Source organism: Pseudomonas sp. TE3552 (genome assembly GCF_056278945.1).
On the sequence record NZ_JBWBQJ010000001.1, the window covers coordinates 3,454,337 to 3,473,100 of the forward strand.

Below are 18,764 nucleotides of genomic sequence, written 5' to 3' on the forward strand. Positions count from 1 at the left end.
TTTTGCATTATGCGACCGGTCCTTGTGGATCCGGCGACTTCAAAGACGGCCTAATATGCGTTATCAATTGTCCCTGCGTCGAATCAGCATGAAGCATTTGTTTCCCAGCACCGCCCTCGCTCTTGTCATTGGCCTCGGTCTTTTGCCGATGTCGAGCAATTCGTTCGCAGCCAATAGCTGGGACAAGCTTCAGCCCGATCGTGACGAAGTGATTGCCAGCCTGAACGTCGTCGAATTGCTCAAGCGCCACCACTACAGCAAGCCACCGCTCGACGATGCACGCTCCATGATCATCTACGACAGCTACCTCAAGCTGCTGGATCCATCGCGCAGCTATTTCATGGCCAGCGACATTGCCGAATTCGACAAGTGGAAAACCCAGTTCGACGACTTCCTCAAAAGCGGCGACCTGAACGCCGGGTTCACCATCTACAAGCGCTACCTGGACCGCGTCAAGGCGCGTCTGGACTTTGCCCTTGCCGAGTTGAACAAGGGCGTCGACAAGATCGACTTCACCACCAAGGAAACCTTGCTGGTCGACCGCAAGGATGCCCCTTGGCTCAAGACCACCGCCGAGCTGGACGACCTGTGGCGCAAACGCGTCAAGGACGAAGTGCTGCGGATGAAGATCTCCGGCAAAGAGCCGAAGCAGATTCAGGAAACCCTGACCAAGCGTTACAAGAATCAGCTGACGCGTCTGGACCAGACCCGTGCGGAAGACATCTTCCAGGCGTACATCAACACCTTCGCCATGTCCTACGACCCGCACACCAACTATCTGTCGCCGGATAACGCGGAGAACTTCGACATCAACATGAGCCTGTCCCTGGAGGGCATCGGCGCCGTGTTGCAGAGCGATAACGACCAAGTGAAAGTCGTACGACTGGTGCCTGCCGGCCCGGCCGACAAGACCAAGCAGGTTGCACCGGCCGACAAGATCATCGGCGTGGCCCAGGGCAATAAAGAAATGGTCGACGTGGTCGGCTGGCGCCTGGACGAAGTGGTCAAACTGATTCGTGGTCCGAAAGGCACCGTGGTGCGCCTGGAAGTGATCCCGGCCAGCAATGCGCCAAACGACCAGACCACCAAGATCGTGCCGATCACCCGCGAAGCGGTGAAACTTGAAGATCAGGCGGTGAAGAAGTCGGTCCTCAACCTCAAGCAGGATGGCAAGGACTACAAGCTCGGCGTCATCGAGATTCCGGCTTTCTACCTGGACTTCAAGGCCTTCCGTGCTGGCGATCCGGATTACAAGAGCACCACCCGCGACGTCAAGAAGCTGCTGACCGAATTGCAGAAAGACAAGGTCGACGGCGTGGTCATCGACCTGCGCAACAACGGCGGCGGCTCCTTGCAGGAAGCCACCGAGTTGACCAGCCTGTTCATCGACAAAGGGCCGACCGTGCTGGTGCGTAACGCCGACGGCCGGGTCGATGTACTGGAAGATGAAAACCCGGGCGCGTTCTACAAAGGCCCGATGGCGTTGCTGGTCAACCGCTTGTCCGCCTCGGCTTCGGAGATCTTCGCCGGTGCCATGCAGGACTACCATCGCGCACTGATCATCGGCGGCCAGACCTTCGGCAAAGGCACCGTGCAGACCATTCAGCCGCTGAACCATGGCGAACTGAAACTGACCCTGGCCAAGTTCTACCGGGTTTCCGGCCAGAGCACCCAGCATCAGGGCGTGTTGCCGGACATCGACTACCCGTCGGTCATCGACACCAAGGAAATCGGCGAAAGCGCCCTGCCGGAAGCCATGCCGTGGGACACCATCCGCGCGGCCATCAAGCCGGCGCTCGACCCGTTCAAGCCGTACATCTCGCAGCTCAAGTCCGAGCATGATATGCGTTCGGCCAAAGACGCGGAGTTCGTGTTCATCCGCGACAAACTGGCTCTGGCCCAGAAGTTGATGGCCGAAAAAACCGTCAGCCTCAATGAAGCCGACCGTCGTGCACAACACGCCGATATCGAAGCCAAGCAACTGGCCATGGAAAACATCCGTCGCAAGGCCAAGGGTGAAGAGCCGCTCAAAGAGCTGAAGAAAGAAGACGAAGATGCCATCGCGGCCGAGCCGGACAAGACCAAGCCAGAAGACGATGCCTACCTGAGCGAAACCGGGCGGATTCTGTTGGATTACTTGAAACTCAACACCGCGGTGGCCAAACACTAAGTGGTTACAATCAAGATGATGGCAATTTAATGCTGACGCTCCCCGGAGCGTCATCAAACAGACATCATTCTGTCGTGAAATAAAGGACTGGGAGCTTTGCGCTCCCAGTCCTTTTTTTATCGCCAGAGATCGCCATGACCACAACCGAACAGCTGAGTGCCTTGAGCTCAATACTGACTCAAAGCGGTTTGCACAGCCTGTTCCAGCCGATCATCTCCCTCTGCGAACGACAAATCATCGGCTACGAAGCCCTCAGCCGTGGCCCCTCCAACAGCCCGCTGCACTCCCCCATCGCCCTGTTCGCGGTAGCTCGCCAGGCCGGTCGCCTCAGCGAGCTGGAGATCGCGTGCCGCCAAAGCGCTTGCCGACGTTTCAATGAACAGCAACTGCCCGGCAAGCTGTTCCTCAATGTGTCCCCGGAATCCCTGCTCGAAGCCGCCCACCAACCCGGACGCACCCTGCAACTGCTGCAGGATTTCGGCATACCGCCGAGCCAGGTGGTGATCGAACTCACCGAACAGACCCCGACCGACGATTTCCAGTTGTTGCAAACCGCTCTGCATCACTATCGGGCGATGGGTTTTTCGATTGCGCTGGATGATCTGGGCGCAGGTTATTCAAGCTTGCGGCTCTGGTCTGAATTACGCCCGGATTACGTCAAGATCGATCGGCACTTTATCGACGGCATTCATCAGGACGCGCTCAAGCGTGAATTCGTCGGTTCGATCCTGCAGATCGCCAAGGCTTCGCGGGCAAAAGTGATCGCCGAAGGCATCGAATTGCCAGAAGAACTCGCCGTACTGACCGAAATGGGCGTCGATCTGGTGCAAGGCTATCTGCTCTGCCGGCCCCAGGAGCATCCGCCCCGCGATGCCCGAACCTTGATGCCCAAACCAACCAGCGCCGCAGCGATGCTGAACGAGGAAGCCAGTGACCTCAGCGCCCTGCTCAACGACCAACCGGCGATGGCCAGCGACACCCCGACCGCCACCGTACTGGAAGCCTTCCGGCGCCAGGCCAACCTGAACTCCCTGGCAGTGCTCGACAAGCAGGGCAGGCCGTGCGGCATCGTTCACCGTCATTCGCTCTCGGATGCCCTGCTCAAGCCCTTTGCCACCGACCTGTTCGCCCGCAAACCCATCAGCCGCTTGATGAGCGACGACTTCCTCGCCGTGGAACTGAGCCAGTCGCTGCAACAGGTCAGCCGCTTGATCACCAGCCGCGCCCGCCAACGCATCGAAGAAGACTTCATCATCACCCTCAACGGCGGCTATCTGGGCTTGGGCCGAGTGATCGACGTGCTCAAACTGATTACCGAACTGAAAATCCAACAAGCCCGCTACGCCAACCCGCTAACCCTGCTGCCAGGCAACGTGCCCATCCAGCAATGCCTGACACGCCTGCTACAACAGGAACGGGAGTCGGTGATCTGCTACGTGGACATCGACAGCTTCAAACCCTTCAACGACATCTACGGCTACGGTCGCGGGGACGAAGTCCTACTGTGCCTGGCGCAATGCCTGAACGACCGCGTCGACCCATCCCGCGACTTTGTCGGCCATATCGGCGGTGACGACTTCCTGCTGGTGCTCGGCCCGGAAGACTGGCGCAAACGCCTGAATCAACTGCTGGACGACTTCCACAGCCAATGCCGACGCTTCTACCGCAGCGAACACCTGGAAGCCGGCTGCTTCATCGCCCCTAATCGCCAGGGTGTGCGGCAGGAGTTTGCGCTGCTGTCTCTGTCCATCGGTGTGGTGCATTTGCATCCACAGGCCTGTGGACAACTCGATGCCAGCCAGTTGGCGGAGATGGCGTCGCAAGCCAAACACCACGCCAAGAATGTGCCGGGGTATAGCGTGCATGTGATTGATAGCCTGGCGGTGCCAGCAGCCGAGGAAACGTTGGTTGCCGGGCATCGGTGATTGTGGCGAGGGAGCTTGCTCCCGTTGGACTGCGCAGCAGTCCCCTTTTGGGGCCGCTTCGCGACCCAGCGGGAGCAAGCTCCCTCGCCACAAAACAGTACTCGACGCTATTCCGACGGCATTGCCCGCAACCGCCGCCCAATCACATCCAGCACATCGCAGCCATCGCGCAGTGGAATGGCACAGAGCAAGGCAAAATCGCTGAGGATCATCGAATCACATTCGACTGAGCCACGCATGGACAAGTTCTCAAGCACTTGGGTGACGGCGCGGATTCGATAGCTGGCGGCTTCAGTCAGAATGTCCAGCGGTGCATGGGTATCGACAAACAGGGTGGGCATGTCGGTGCAGTTGCTGGTCAACGCCATGAAGCGGTTTTTGGGGTGGGGGATTGGTTTTTCGTAGGGTGGATCGGGATGAAGTGTTGGCATTTGAGACCTTCCGATGAAAATGGGAACTGCCAAAAGCCTTCCTACAGGCTCGGGTGGCAGCTATACGCGGGGTAGGAATACCGAGCATCGGAAACTCGACCACGCCGAAGCGTGCCCGCGCATAGCCGCCGCGACAGATATTACGGACGCACATTGACGGCCGCAAATCTGACTTCGATTGCTAACGCATTACCGATGCTTAAAGGGTTCCTACACCCCCTCACTGATATTCAGTGACCACCAAAGCCTACCGATCGAACTCACTGCGCACCAGTTCACGAAAACCGCCACAACTTGAAGGAAACTTCCGAAGACCTTGCCCAGAAATTTCGCTCAAAAAGGAAAAACGTGGCGGAAGGCTTCGCTGAAGGTTGGCTTGATTTCTCCACCGGGGGTTGGCCGGTTTCGACCGATTCTGTTGAAAAAGTCGGCTTCGGTTTCCACGGCAGAAAAGTACGCGCCTGAGATTGAAATCTGTGTTTTTGGCAGAAGGTTCAGGACTCGGATTTCACGTAGCAGCGTGCAAAAGAGGTGTTTTCACCCATCAATGTTCGAGCGTTTTGGGAAAACCGACTTTTTCAACAGAATCGGCCCATTGCAGACGTTCGCGACCCTGCTGGCCGATAGACTGAATCAGGCGTCGCCTAGCAGCATGATATGAGTAGCATGGACATCCACTGTTCGCATGAAACCGCAGTGCAGGTAAAACGCGTTTCCTTCGGGCGTATCGGTGGAAAGACGCACGTTCTGAAAGCGAGGAGTGGCATGTGCGACCAGCGCTTTTACTAGCGTTTGACCCACGTGTTGCCCTCTTGAAGAAGCTGCGACGTAAACCCGTCGCAGCCTTGCCGTATTAGTCCCGCCATATGGATCAACTGAAAGGCCTCCGATGCCTATCAGTTGCTGGTTGAAATACGCCGCCATAAGACATTCTCCGGGGGCATCGAAGCGATTCGCTCCGGAGTGCCATTCGGCAATCAGCCGAGTGAGAAACCTGAAACCCTCTCCAACTGCCTCTTTTTCCAAGGCTAGAATCTGTGGCGGCAGGTGCGTGATCTGATGAATCTCGACTTGTTCCATGCATCGTCCTTGATTCTGTGTGAAACCGTTTTGGCTGGCCGAGGATCTTCGCGTGCACGCTATGTAGAGATGCAAGTGGCAGTTATCGACCGATTCTGTTGAAAAAGTCGATCCCTCAGGACTGCCTGCATACGGACTGCTGAAAACGCCTTTATTGCGCGCAGCTACACGAAATCTGAGCCCGGAGTCCTGTGCTCAGGGCAAAGATTTCAATCTCAAGCACGTACTTTTCAGCCGTGGAAACCATGATCGACTTTTTTCAACAGAATCGACCCAAAGCTGACCCTCAGGATTTCGTACTCTCAAACCCCATCCGCGAATTTGCGCACCACTGACGACATATTGGTACGTCGGGAGAGGGCAAAAACTGACTCAAACAACGCTATGTGCAATGTCAGATCAAACAAAGGTTATGGGTTGTCATGAAATGAAAAAGCGCTGTCGCCAAATGAAAGGCTGGCACGCGCCCCGTCTATAAACTCCTCCTCAAGCCAGCGCAGCAAGCCCAGCTACTTGGTTGTTGGCTCTCACGGACGCGAAACATCTTTGGAGAAATTTGCGCATTTCCCACGAATGGAGAAGAGACAATGAGCGGTCGATAAAGCCACGGCTGACCGATACACCCTACGATTACCTGTTTCAACGTTGAATCTGAATAATTAAGGATTTTAATAAACTAATTCTATTAGCAAGCCTTTAATATCCAGTCTACAAATACATTACTATAAATCCACACCCTACTGTGTAGCGATTACAATAAGGCTCACATTTAAAAAATACGCCCCTAGAACTACATTGCGGAAGACAAAAATAAGTAATATTTTTGCGATTTGTTTTTTGTTGCATCCATGAATTTTATAATCAAGAATCATGACAAACTTTACAGAGATATCACTTCAACACCCTCAATGCTGGAAGCTCGATATAAATAACCGAATTCTATTCGACGGCGCCAATCAAATACACTTAACAAATATTGAGGGCATAATTGTAAAAAACATGCTCCTCAAGGAGGAGCGCGTAATCAGTAGAGCAGAGCTAATTAGTGGTATTGGGAGAGATCCTGACCTCTATCGCGGCCTGGAGATGAGCTTGAGTAGACTGCAAGTAAAATTCAAGAAAAGCGCTGGAGGAAGGCATCTCTTTCGCGCAGTCAGAAATCGTGGCTACTGCCTCACTCAAACCATACATATTAATGGGGAGCCGTCTCGGGAATTTACGTGAGGTAAGCGGCACTACACCCCTCGCATGGTCATTTGGCTGATGATGACTAACGAACTTATGAATTTAGGGGGGCGTGGGCGCAGCGTTCAAGATGAGTGAGTTCACTTTTTACGATTGACCTTGCGCTTTGATACTGGTGTAGCGGCTTTGAAAAAAACTGTCGTATAACTTCTAAGTTATGCGACGACTCACTCGGGCTTGACGGTAAAGGCTTTATGATGTCGTGTGAGTCTGTCGCAGGTTCTCAATTATCTGCGACATGAAATGCGATAGATGTGACATTGAGAAGGTGGGATGTTAATCCGATATGCTCGGGCACCCCACTTCGGGCAAAAATCTGGAGCCGCAGCAAGGCCCGCTGGCGAGTTTGTATCTGTCACGACTGACCAAAAATGGCCGATTTCTGCCCTTCACGAACGGCAGAATTCACAACCAAAAGCTGCCTGTCGAAAAACCGTTAATCTCATTCCAACTTGATCTTCATATTCTGCCCCGCGACCGATCAATGCTTCACTGTCTATATAAAAAAAACCTCCCCCCTTGGGTGAGTGTCGCTTTTTGCATCAACTCTTTGCGCAATTTTCCGGGGGACATGCCAAACATGTTCTGAAAATGTCGAATGAAATGGGGCGCATCGGCGAACCCGCATTCGAAAGCGATTTCCCCGATATGTCGGTCCGAGCTGATGAGAAGCCATCGGCCAAACCTGAGTCGAACGTGGCGATAGAATTGGGCCGGAGTGTTACTGGTTTCAGCGACAAACAGCCGCTCCAGTTGCCGTTTACTGGTACCGACAAGGTTCGCGATTGTGTCAATATCCAAAGGCTCGGTCATGTGCTTTTCCATCAGCATCACGGCTTCGTGCAGGCGCCTGTTCGAAGAGCTGGCGTAGCCAAGTGCCTTGCGCCGGTCGACGAAACTGCCGGAGCTGTTTTTTGCGACCGTCATCTGATGAACAACTTTGCCGGCCCGATCCGGGCCGCAATGTACCCCAATAAGATGGATGGCCAACTCAATCACCGAGATACCGCCTGCGCAGGTGATCCGATCCTTGTCGATGAGGAAGTCACTGTTGCTGACAAAGCGCAATCTGGGGAACAGACGTTTCCAGTCGTTGCAATGGTAGGCATGCACGCAAGCAGTACGTCCCTCCATCAGGCCATGTCGAGCGAGCACGAAGCTGCCCGTGCATAGACCGATCAATGGCACGTCAGCGGCTGCCGCCTGATGCAGAAATGCCGGATAAGTCTTTGGTGCTGCCTCAAGGGAATCAAGCAGTCCACCAATCACCACGATGTAATCAAATTGATGAGGATGGGTGAGTTCACTGTCGATAGGTACATCCAGTCCGCAACTGGAAATGACTCTTTGCCCAGGGGTACCGAGTACTTTCCATTGGCATCGTATCGGGCGGCTCTGATCACCCGTATCGGCAGCATGTCGCAACGCATCGGTCAGCCCTGAGAGTGACAGCAAGGGGAAGCGCGGCCACAAAACAATACCAATAGACAACTCGGTGGCGCCGCGTCGGCTTGGCGGATGTCGTGCCTGACCATTATCAAGCCCTTCCACGAGGCTGTCGCTGGAGGCCCTGGGCAGTACATCTCCGAAATGTCGCAAATGTTCAATCATTCATGCAAACCATCCAACAAGTTATACCGCTGATCACCATACGATGAGCTCCTGCCTAACACCATGCTGTTCATAAAAAAACAATCGAGGAGCACGTGATGAAGAAGCCCAGCGTTCAACGTTTTGCCGGTATCTATGCGGGTCTGCTGGTATCCATGCTGGCCTCGGTACCGGCATTCGCACTGGAAACGGTAGAGCCGGGAAGCCTGACTATCGCGTTCACTGGCGATATGCCGGGGACCGGTTATCAAGACAGCCGGATGGTCGGCTACGACGGTGAAATCCTTCAACAAATATCTGAGAAGCTGGGTTTGAAGGTTAAACCTGCTTTGATGGACTGGGCCGGCACCATCGCCTCAGTACAAGCTAAACGCGTGGATGTCATGGCCGGCACCATGGGCTGGACCGAGCAGCGCGCGAAGATCATGACCGTGAGCGACCCGATTCACTATTTCAAGAACGGGATCACCCAGACCAACAAGACCAACTGGAGCAGCCTCAAAGATTTGCAGGGCAAGAAGGTCGGCACCATCACGGGTTTTTCGTTCATCCCTGAGATGCGCAAGATCGAAGGGCTGCAAGTAGCGCTGTACGACACCTCCGATGCCGCGGTGCGCGATCTCCTCGCCGGGCGCATCGATGCAGTGATTGGCGATCCTCCGGTCATGCAATACGCCATTTTTCGCAACGAGCAGTGGCACCTGCACTTCAACGCTTTCACCGACAACGATCCGAATTTCCCACTGCTGACGGGTCTGGGTCAGGTGGTGTACGGCTTCAATAAAGGGGCCAGCCCGCAGCTGGTGGCTGCCGTGAACGAGCAGATCCAGACCCTCTGGAAAAGTTGTGAAATGCGCAAGATCGGTGCCCGCTACGGTCTGACTCAGGATGTCTGGTATGTGCCGGAAGGCAAGGACCTGAGGCTGGGTGTCGACCGCCCGGCGGACTGGAAACTGCCCGGCTGCAAATAAGCGCTTGAGCGGATGAATCGGCCTGATGGCCCGTGCCGATTCATCGCCATGTCTATAACAAAAAGAGGTTAGCCAAGATGTCGACCCCGTCCGAACCTGCATTGCTGCGAGTGCATGACCTGCACAAAAGTTATGGTGATCTGGAGGTGCTCAAGGGTATCAACCTGGAGTTGAAAGCCGGTGAAACCCTGTCGTTGATCGGCCCCAGCGGGTCGGGAAAGTCCACTTGCCTGCGTTGCATCAATTACCTGGAAAAACCCACTCGAGGCGATATCTGGCTGGGCGACGAGTTGATCGGGCAGATCAAGGACGGTAAACGCATACGTCTGATGAGTGATCGGGAAATGGCTCCGCAGCGACGCGAGATCGCGATGGTGTTTCAGCTCTTCTACCTCTGGCCACATTTGAGCGTACGCGACAACGTCGCACTGGGGCCGATCAAGGCACAGGGTATGCCGCGCAAGCAGGCCTATGAGCTGGCTGATGCCATGTTGGAAAAAGTCCATCTGCGGCACAAGGCCGAGGTCTATCCCGAGCAGTTGTCCGGCGGACAGCAACAGCGGGTCGCTATCGCCCGCGCGTTGGCCCAACAACCTAAAGTCATCCTGTTCGACGAGCCGACCTCGGCGCTGGACCCCGAACTGGTGGGTGAAGTACTGGCCGTGATTCGTGAGCTGGCGCAAGAGGGCCGCACCATGATCATGGTAACCCATGAAGTGCGCTTCGCTCGGGATGTGGCGGATCGGGTGATCTTTATGGACGGCGGACACATTGTCGAGCAAGGGCCTTCGGCGCAGGTAATCGACAACCCAAGCCATGAGCGCACCCGCAGTTTTCTTGGGCGCATGGCCATGGAGGGCGCTTGATGGCGAACTTCGAGGTCTTTCTCGGGCTACTGCCTCTGTTGTTGAAAGGCGCGCTCACCGCCCTGGAAATCGCGCTGTGTACCTTGCTGCTGGCGAGTGCCGGAGGGGTAGTACTGGCGGTGTTGCTGACGTTCAGTCGGTCACGGGTGTTGCATGGGGTGATCGGCTGTTTCATTGAGTGGATGCGCAATGTTCCCGCGCTGGCGCATCTGTTCCTGATCTATTTCGGTCTCTCCTACCTTGGCATCAACTTGCCCGCGTGGCTGGCCGCCATCGTTGGCTTGAGTCTGGTGGGCAGCGCGGTGTTGGCCGATATTTTCCGTAGCGGCTTGCAGTCGCTGCATGTCGGTCAGCATGAAGCCGGGTTGGCTGTCGGTCTGAGCCGGATGCAGATTTTGCACTGCATTCTCTTGCCCCAGGCCCTGCGCGTGACGTTGCCTGCGTTCGCCAACTACGTCACGCAATTGGTCAAGGACACGTCCATCGCCTCGGCCATCGCCGTGCCGGAAATAATGTTCCTGGCGCGCAATCTGGTGACCTCCACCTTCCAGACTTCACTGATCTATTTGGCTGTGATGTGCATCTACGCTGCGATGATTTTACCGATCGGTGTGGGATTCATTCGGCTCGAACGTCATTTTGGGAGCGCGCGATGATCAGTTTTTTTCAGCAATACCCGGAGTACTGGAGCGACTGGATTGCTCGCCTGTTGCTCGGTGCACGGATCACTGCCGAATTGTCCCTGATGGGGTTCGCTCTGGCGGTCGTGCTGGGGGCGTTGTTGGTCTGGGCGATGAGAAGTCCAAGTGTCATCCTAAAACGGTTGGCAACGTTCTTTATTCAGAGCATGCGCGCTGTACCTCTTCTGGCGTTGCTGCTGGCTCTGTATTTCGCGTTGCCCAGCCTGGGGTTGACGTTGTCCGGCTATTGGGCCGGGGCCATCGGTCTGGGTTTGCAGGGTGCCGCTTACGTTGCGGAAATCCTCCGTGGCGGCCTGGATTCGCTGCATCGCGGCCAGCGCGAAGCCGCCATCGCCATCGGACTGACGCCACTGAAAGCGTTTACCACCGTCATCCTGCCGCAAGCGATTCGTGGCATGTTGCCACCACTGCTTAACGCCTATGTGTCGATCCTCAAGGACAGCTCGTTGTGCGCTCTGATCGCCACCGATGAGTTGATGCTGGCGGCGCGAGCCATCGCTTCGGAAACCTTCCTGCCAATGCATGTCTTCCTGCTGGTAGGGCTGTTCTATTTTGTTATCGCTTTCCCTCTTTCAATGCTGTCGCGTGTGCTTGAAAAGCACTTTTCACGCGGGCGCAAAACCGTGCGAGGTTGAACATATGAGCACCATAGATCGAGTTACTTCCCACAGCATTGCCCAGTTGCAGCAGGCGCTGCAGGCGGGATCGCTGACTAGCGAAGCGCTGGTTCGTGCGCAACTGGCGCGCATCGAGCGCTTTGACGAGCAGCTCAATGCCTATGTCGAGGCCTATCCCTCGCGTGCTTTGAACGCGGCCATCGCCGCTGATCGCCAGCGTGCGTCCGGTATACACCTGGGACCGCTACATGGCATTCCTCTGGCGATCAAGGACTTGTTCGAGATCGATGGCCAGGCCATCACGGGTGGATCATTGGCACAGGCACCGCGTGTTTCGAGGTTGACCGCCACTGCAGTGCAACGCCTGGAGCGTGCCGGTGCAATCATTCTTGGCAAGACCCACACCGTCGAATTCGCTTTCGGTGGCTGGGGCACTAACGCGGTGATGGGCACGCCGTGGAACCCGTGGGACCGTAACGTGCATCGCGCTCCGGGTGGCTCAAGCAGCGGCTCGGCAGTGGCCGTGGCCAGCGGGTTGGCGAGCGCTGCGTTGGGCACCGATACCGGCGGCTCGGTGCGGATTCCGGCGGGCATGTGCGGCTTGGTCGGGCTGAAAACCACGCGTGGGCTTATCAGTCGCCATGGCTTGATCGAACTGTGTCCTTCGCTGGATTCGGTAGGGCCTATCACTCACACCGTTGAAGATGCGGCGTGGATGTTGGATGCACTGCTGGGCCCGGACCCGCTGGATCCGGTTTCGGCCCAGGCACCTGTATTCAGCTCCGCTGCCGGTCTCAATCAGCCGGTAGCCGGTTTGCGCATCTGGGTGTTGCCACAGGCCGAACGAGCGCATGTCGCTCCCGGGGTGCTGAAGGCTTACGATTTGGGGCTCAAGCAGTTGGCCGCGTTGGGCATGCAACTGATCGAGCAACCGCTACCCACGTCGTTGGAGCAGTGCATGCGCATCGCTGGGGGGCTGATGAGCGCAGAAGGTTATGCCAGCCTGGGTAGCTTGTTCGAGCGCGACGATCTGCGTTTCGACCCCCATGTTCAACGTCGCGTACTCAGTGGTCGCGCCATCGACGCAGCGTCGTATATCCAGTTGCACAATCAGCGCCGTGCCGCTCGGCACGCCATGCAGGAGGCCATGACCAACATAGACGCCTGCGCTTTCCCGACCAACGCTATTGGCAGTGTACCGTTGGATGAGGTCGATGAATATGGCACGCCACTGGCCTTGTTGGGGCGGTTCGCCAACTTGCTGAACCTGTGTTCGGTGGCGCTGCCCATTGGGCTCGATGAAAAGTGCATGCCGGTCTCGATGCAGATTGTGGGTCGGGCATTCGCCGAACCGCTGATTCTGCGCATCGGCCATGCCTATCAACAGGTCAGCGATTGGCACACGCTACGGCCTGAGGGCTGGGAGCTGGCGGACAACGCGGTTGCGTGATGGATATAACTGCTTGATATATCCCTGGGTATCACCCTGCCAGCGCTCCAAGTTAAAGTGGGGTTAGAAAGTGCCAGCTATAAATCTATATAAAAAATATAATATATATCTGCCCAGTGTTTTCGCGAGTCATCAAAAATTTCACCGGAAGGGTTACTCCAAGGATAGCGTTTCAATAACGTTGTTCGCCCTGTACTGAGTTTTGCTTTTGTCGCTATCAGTGGTGTACCCTGCCGCCCATAAAGTCAGGCCACTTCCTTAGTTGGGTAGTGGCTTGCGCAAAGTCATGTATGTCGTCAAATCGTTAGTTGTCACCAACAACGTTCTGTATCAGGAGATGTATTGGATGCCTTTCACACGGACTGTTATTGCTCTTTCTTTAGGCCTGATTATAGGGCATGGGTATGTTCAGGCTGCACCGCTGCTTTCTTTGGATAATGGTCAGTCTGAACGGGCCGTGGCAACCAGTAATGCATGGGTTGAAATTAACCAGGCGGCGTTTGAAAACAATATTCGTACGCTCCAGAGTACCTTGACGAATAAATCACGGCTTTGTGCCATCCTCAAGGCGGATGCCTATGGTCATGGTGTCGCGTTATTGATGCCATCTGTCATGAAAATGGAAGTGCCCTGCGTAGGCGTTGCCAGCAATGAAGAGGCTCGAGTTGTACGTGAAAGTGGATTCAAGGGGGAACTTGTCCGAGTGCGTACAGCGACGTTGGCCGAGGTGGAAGGAGCATTGCCGTACAAGATAGAGGAGTTAGTCAGTAGCCTCGATTATGCTCGAGAAACGGCCGCTATTGCTGAAAAGCATGGGAATCGCCTGAAGGTTCACTTGGCGTTGAACGCAGGTGGTATGAGTCGTAACGGCCTGGAAATGAGCACTGAACACGGTCGGCAAGAAGCCTTGGCGATCAATCGTTTGGCTCCTCTGGAGTTGGTCGGAATCATGACTCACTTCGCGGTGCAGGATAAGGATGATGTTCGGCAAGGGCTCAAGGCTTTCAATGAGCAAACGGCTTGGCTGATAAAGGCCGCCGGAATTGATAGAAGTAAAATCACCCTTCATGCGGCGAACTCTTACGCGACGTTAGAAGTGCCAGAGTCGCATTTGGACATGGTACGTGCCGGAGGCGCCTTGTATGGGATGATGGAACCTTCGCATGCCGAGTACAAACCGGTCATGCAGGTCAAGTCATACGTGGCGTCTGTTAATCAATACCCTAAAGGCAATACAGTGGGGTATGACCGAACAGTGACACTGAGTCGTGATTCAAAGCTTGCGAATATTCCAGTGGGCTACTCTGATGGCTATCGTCGAGCGTTTACCAATAAAGGCGTTGTCCTTATAGATGGGCAGCGTGCTCCAGTGGTAGGAAAGGTCTCCATGAATACACTCATGGTGGACGTGACAGATATCCCTGCTGTGCGCGCTGGCGATCAAGTGGTGCTCTTCGGTAAACAAGGCGACAGTGAGATCGCCCAGAGTGAACTTGAAGAACTCAGTGGAACATTGCTGGTGGACCTTGCTACCGTTTGGGGGAGTAGCAATCCCAAAGCCCTGGTGGCGGATAAAGCCTCCGACTAACCAGTGAGGGTGCTAGTCGCTACTGCGGTGGTAACGCTCATACAGTAACGACTTTTGGCAGTGACGCTCGCTGGTCACTGCCGACCCGTGACCACTAAAACGGTGCTGACGTTCAAGGCTGTTTTATTCTCCAGAGCCTTGAAGCAGCCAAGGCGACCAAACAGGTCAATTTGATAGGGCTGCTCAACCCGACTTTACAGGGATGGACGCTGAGCTGAAGCTACTGCACCGGATCACTCACCGGCTTGGCAATGATGGCCTTGAGTTCGCTGGTCATCGGGAACTCCAGGTTCAAGCCTTTAGGCGGAATCGGCTGTTCGAACCAGCGCTTGTAGATCCCGTTGATTTCCCCGGAGCTGTACAGCTCGCCCAGCGACGAGTTCACCAGCGCGAGGAACTGCGGATCATCTTTGCGTACCATGCAGCTGTAGATTTCCCGCGACTGCTCTTCCCCGACCACCACCCACTTGTGCGGATCGCGGGCCTTGGCGCGTTCGCCGTAGAGCAGCGCATCGTCCATGTAGAACGCCACCGCCCGACCGGACTGCAACATCTGGAAGGCTTCACCGTGATCCTTGGCGCTGATCACGAACATGTCGATCTTGTGATCGACGTTGTAGCTTTTCAGATAGCGTTCGTTGGTGGTGCCGGCGGTGGTTACCACATTCTTGCCGCGCAGATCGGCGAAACTCTTGATCCCGCTGTCATTGGCCGTCAGCAATTGACCTTTGACATAGATAAACCCATAGGAAAACGCCACCTGCTTTTGTCGCTCTGCGGTAACGCCGGTCGAGCCGCACTCCAGGTCAACGGTACCGTTCTGCACCAGCGGAATGCGGGTTTGCGATGTCACCAGGTTGTACTTCACCTTGAGCTGGGGCAACGCCAGCTTCTGCTGCACCCGCTCGACGATCTTGCTCGCTAGGTCTACCGAGTAGCCCATGGGTTGTCCCGAGTGATCGCCCACGTAGGAGAACGGCACTGAAGCATCGCGATAGCCCAGGGTGATGCTATTGGCGCTGGCAATCTTGCTCAAGGTAGGACCCAGCGATGCTTCGTCAGCATGAGCATGAGTACCTAGCAACAGGCCCAGGGTGCAGCCGATCAACGTGATTTTTTGCATTGTTATTCTCCGTTGTGGGTGAGGGGTGGTTTAGCGGCGTGCCGCGATAACGGTTATTTCCACCCGCACCTGCGGACGCGCCAGTTCGGCCTGCAAGGTGGTGCGACTTGGTGCCTGGCCGGGCGACAACCAGGCAGACCAGACGTCATTCATCGCTGCGAAATCTTCGCCGATGTCCTTCAGGTAAATGGTCGCGCTGAGCAGATGATTCTTGTCGCTGCCCGCCTCGGCCAACAATGCGTCGATTTTTTCCAGTACTTGGCTAGTCTGGCCGCCGGCATCAGTGGCGTCGCCCGGCACCTGGCCGGAGAGAAACACCAGGTCGCCAAAGGTCACGGCGCCGGACAAGCGTGGATTGGGCTGGATACGGTTAATGGTCATCGGGTGGTCCTTCTAAGGAGTAAGCGTTCAAGCCGCACGGGGCGTAAAACCCTGCAGGTCGATGGAGGGGCGGCGCTGGCCGATCAGTTCACTGAGCAATCGAGCACTGGCGCAGGCCAGGGTGAAGCCCAGTGCGCCATGGCCGAGGTTCAGCCACAGGTTGCGATACGCCGTTGCGCCCAGCAGCGGCACGCCGCTGGGGGTCGCCGGACGCATACCGGCCCATTCAATGGCCTGGTCGTAGTCGCCGGCATTGGCGAAAGTATCGCGCGCCTGGCGTTTGATCAGGGCCAGGCGCTTGGGGTCCAGCGACGGATCGAAACCGACAATGTCGACCATCGCCGCCACCCGCAACTGCTCACCGATCCGGGCGTAGACGATCTTGCGGTCGTAGTCGGTGATGCTCAGGTCCGGCGTCCGGTGCTGGGCGCCGATCGGTACCGTCAGGCTATAACCCTTGAGGGGATACAGCGGCAGGTTGACTCCGGGCAGTGCCAACAACGGACTGCGATGGCCGGCCGCAATGACCAACTGCTCCACCGGCAGCACTTCGTCGCCCAGTTCAATCGCACTCACCGCGCCATGGGCATGGCGAATTCCGGTTACGGCCTGGCCCAGGCGGAACTCGCAACGTCCCGACGCCTGCAAGCGCGCCGCCAGTTGCTGGCAAAAGCCGTGGCAATCACCGACTTCTTCATCAGGGGTATAAATGGCGCCGACAAAGGGCGCCTCCGCCAGCGCCGGGTCCAGACGGGCGCAGTCGGCGTGCGACAGCACCTGTTGTTGCCGGGGGGCGGCAAGGCTGTTGCGGGCATGTTCGAAGCTGCTGGCCTGGCGAAAGGTCACCAGCTTGCCGTTGCGCCGCCAGTGGAATCCGCCCAAGGCATCCTCTTCACGCCAGGTTTGCAAAGTAGACTGGCTCAACAGCGCGAGGCGCAACAGATGGGCCGCGTTGGCGCGGTTGACCGAGGAGCGGCAAGCACCGAGGAAAGATGCCATCCACCGCCACTGCGCAGGATCGAAGCGCGGGCGCAGTTTCAGCGGGGAGTCACCGCGCAGCATCCAGCCAATGGCCTGCAATGGCACACCGGCGTCGGCCAGGGGCGCCACGTAGCGATAGGACAACTGGCCGCCGTTGGCGAAGCTGGTTTCACTGCCCAGCGACTCGCGAGCCTCGACCAGCGTCACGTCAACGCCATCGCGCACCAGTGCGTAAGCCGTTGCCAGGCCAATGACGCCACCGCCGATGATGCATACATGCTGAGCCATGTCAGTCCTTAATCGTTGTTGAGACGAGCCCGAGGTTAGAGCCAGGTGACAGGCGTCGAACAATGAATAAAGATGGCTAACCCATAAACAAAGGTTATGGACTTGCCATGCGCCTTCGCCATATCGAGATTTTCCAGGCCATCCGCCAGACCGGCTCGGTCAGCGGTGCCGCGCAGTTGCTGCACGTTTCCCAGCCTGCCGTGACCAAGGTGCTGCAACACGCCGAGCAGCAATTGGGCTTCCCGTTGTTTCTGCGGGTGCGCGGTAAACTGCAGGCCACGCCCGAAGCGCTGGCGCTGGAGCGCGAGGTCGACAAGGTCACGGAGAGCCTGCAAGGGGTGCGACGCCTGGCGCAAAGCCTGCGCCGTGAGCCGGGCCATAGCCTGCGGATCGGTGCGACCCCGGCACTGGCCCTGTCGCTGCTGCCGCCGACCATTCATGAGTGGACCCAGCGCTATCCGGACATCGCTTGCGAGCTGTCCAGCGCCCACAGTCGCGAACTGGTGCAGAACCTGCTGATGCGTGAAGTTGATGTCGCCCTGACTCTGCAACAGCCTGATCACCCCGCGCTCAAGGCCCAGGCGCTGGCTAGCGGGGTGTTGGTGGCGTTGGCACCGGCAGGTTATTGGCCGCAGGAAGATGAAGGCAAGCCGCTGCCGTTGATGGCCCTGGCCGATGCGCCCTTGATCGGGCTGTCCAGCGCCGACCCGCTTTCGGCCCGCCTCGACAGCTACCTCAAGGCGGTAAAGCCGCCGCCACGGGTGAGCATCGCGGTGCAAACCTATTCACTGGCCAGGGCGATGGTCGAATCCGGTGCAGGGCTGGCGGTGATCGACCCCTTCACCGCCCTTGGCGCGTCGCCTGGGGCTACCGCCATTCGTCCCCTGGCCCCGGCGCTGCCGATCACCCTGTACGCGGTGACCCGCACTGCCGAACCGCCGCCGCATACACTGAGCGAGCTGCTGACGATCTTCAGCAGTCGTGCGCAAGGGCAATTGGATTGTTGGCGCTGATTGAGAACTGACCCAGAAACGGGTACATCAAGCCTTCAGTGACGCTTCCGTATCGCAGGGTGGACGATGCTGCGACCGAGACCTCGGCAGAGTGGCGGGCAAAGTCCCGGGAAGTCAGTGGAGGGTTCTACGCCTACGAGTTGGGGCAGGAGCGGGTGAGCACGCTGTACGCGATTTGGCCAGGGGGTCTAACTGCCTGAGTCTTTGAGGAAAAGGGCGTTTGGTAAAACGACAGGACGCTCGATCTCCCCCTTGCAAATCGCGGGGGAATGTCGAGCGTTCGACGGGATACAAGCATCGCTGGAGGTTAGGTCCGATGCGGT

At 56.8% G+C, this 18,764-nt stretch carries 16 protein-coding genes; 10 read left to right on the forward strand and 6 right to left on the reverse strand.

Annotated features, from left to right (window positions below; genetic code table 11):
* The first annotated feature begins 88 nt into the window (after positions 1-88).
* The gene (locus ACZ9BB_RS15440; RefSeq protein WP_476218324.1) at positions 89-2,170 is read left to right on the forward strand and encodes a carboxy terminal-processing peptidase; all 2,082 of its coding nucleotides are present in this window, start codon (positions 89-91) and stop codon (positions 2,168-2,170) included.
* A 134-nt stretch (positions 2,171-2,304) separates the two neighbouring features.
* A complete protein-coding gene (locus tag ACZ9BB_RS15445; protein WP_476214494.1) occupies positions 2,305-4,095 on the forward strand; it encodes a bifunctional diguanylate cyclase/phosphodiesterase in 1,791 nt (596 codons plus the stop codon).
* A 107-nt stretch (positions 4,096-4,202) separates the two neighbouring features.
* Here the strand turns inward: ACZ9BB_RS15445 and ACZ9BB_RS15450 are convergent, their stop codons facing one another.
* Positions 4,203-4,526: a hypothetical protein gene (locus ACZ9BB_RS15450; protein ID WP_476214495.1), complete on the reverse strand. Its 324-nt coding sequence runs from the start codon at positions 4,524-4,526 to the stop codon at positions 4,203-4,205.
* A 294-nt stretch (positions 4,527-4,820) separates the two neighbouring features.
* Here ACZ9BB_RS15450 and ACZ9BB_RS15455 point away from each other — a divergent pair, with 294 nt between their 5' ends.
* Positions 4,821-4,991, forward strand: coding sequence for a hypothetical protein (locus ACZ9BB_RS15455; RefSeq protein ID WP_476214496.1), 171 nt, complete (start codon positions 4,821-4,823; stop codon positions 4,989-4,991).
* 168 nt (positions 4,992-5,159) lie between these two features.
* On the opposite strand, the gene ACZ9BB_RS15460 is transcribed toward ACZ9BB_RS15455, so the two are convergent.
* Positions 5,160-5,606 carry a GNAT family N-acetyltransferase gene (locus ACZ9BB_RS15460; RefSeq protein WP_476214497.1) on the reverse strand — a complete coding sequence of 149 codons (447 nt, stop codon included), beginning with the start codon at positions 5,604-5,606 and terminating at the stop codon, positions 5,160-5,162.
* Between the two features lie 1,734 nt (positions 5,607-7,340).
* Complete coding sequence (locus ACZ9BB_RS15465; RefSeq protein ID WP_476214498.1) at positions 7,341-8,462, reverse strand: GlxA family transcriptional regulator; 1,122 nt, start codon at positions 8,460-8,462, stop codon at positions 7,341-7,343.
* 98 nt (positions 8,463-8,560) lie between these two features.
* On the opposite strand from ACZ9BB_RS15465, the gene ACZ9BB_RS15470 reads away from it, so the two are divergent.
* The 6 genes from ACZ9BB_RS15470 to alr all read left to right on the forward strand — a co-directional run bounded on the left by ACZ9BB_RS15470 (position 8,561) and on the right by alr (position 14,655).
* Entirely contained in the window at positions 8,561-9,433 is an 873-nt protein-coding gene (locus ACZ9BB_RS15470; protein WP_476214499.1) for an ABC transporter substrate-binding protein, read from the forward strand.
* A 77-nt stretch (positions 9,434-9,510) separates the two neighbouring features.
* Entirely contained in the window at positions 9,511-10,299 is a 789-nt protein-coding gene (locus ACZ9BB_RS15475; RefSeq protein WP_086945812.1) for an amino acid ABC transporter ATP-binding protein, read from the forward strand.
* Entirely contained in the window at positions 10,299-10,955 is a 657-nt protein-coding gene (locus tag ACZ9BB_RS15480; RefSeq protein ID WP_019582764.1) for an amino acid ABC transporter permease, read from the forward strand. Before ACZ9BB_RS15475 ends, ACZ9BB_RS15480 begins: the two co-directional genes overlap by 1 nt.
* Complete coding sequence (locus ACZ9BB_RS15485; RefSeq protein ID WP_349746877.1) at positions 10,952-11,635, forward strand: amino acid ABC transporter permease; 684 nt, start codon at positions 10,952-10,954, stop codon at positions 11,633-11,635. Before ACZ9BB_RS15480 ends, ACZ9BB_RS15485 begins: the two co-directional genes overlap by 4 nt.
* A gap of 4 nt (positions 11,636-11,639) precedes the next feature.
* Positions 11,640-13,067: an amidase gene (locus ACZ9BB_RS15490; RefSeq protein WP_476214500.1), complete on the forward strand. Its 1,428-nt coding sequence runs from the start codon at positions 11,640-11,642 to the stop codon at positions 13,065-13,067.
* A gap of 346 nt (positions 13,068-13,413) precedes the next feature.
* Positions 13,414-14,655, forward strand: coding sequence for an alanine racemase (gene alr, locus ACZ9BB_RS15495; RefSeq protein ID WP_476218326.1), 1,242 nt, complete (start codon positions 13,414-13,416; stop codon positions 14,653-14,655).
* A gap of 220 nt (positions 14,656-14,875) precedes the next feature.
* Here alr and ACZ9BB_RS15500 read toward each other — a convergent pair whose 3' ends face one another.
* From ACZ9BB_RS15500 to ACZ9BB_RS15510, 3 genes are read right to left on the reverse strand one after another with little or no spacing between them, the layout of a single operon-like run.
* Positions 14,876-15,778, reverse strand: coding sequence for a transporter substrate-binding domain-containing protein (locus ACZ9BB_RS15500; protein ID WP_476214501.1), 903 nt, complete (start codon positions 15,776-15,778; stop codon positions 14,876-14,878).
* A gap of 30 nt (positions 15,779-15,808) precedes the next feature.
* Entirely contained in the window at positions 15,809-16,159 is a 351-nt protein-coding gene (locus ACZ9BB_RS15505; RefSeq protein WP_019582769.1) for a RidA family protein, read from the reverse strand.
* Positions 16,160-16,186: 27 nt separating this feature from the next.
* Complete coding sequence (locus ACZ9BB_RS15510) at positions 16,187-17,428, reverse strand: D-amino acid dehydrogenase (protein WP_476214502.1); 1,242 nt, start codon at positions 17,426-17,428, stop codon at positions 16,187-16,189.
* Between the two features lie 107 nt (positions 17,429-17,535).
* Here ACZ9BB_RS15510 and ACZ9BB_RS15515 point away from each other — a divergent pair, with 107 nt between their 5' ends.
* On the forward strand, positions 17,536-18,441 hold the full coding sequence (locus ACZ9BB_RS15515; protein WP_476214503.1) for a LysR family transcriptional regulator: 906 nt from the start codon (positions 17,536-17,538) through the stop codon (positions 18,439-18,441).
* The last annotated feature ends 323 nt before the right edge of the window (positions 18,442-18,764 follow it).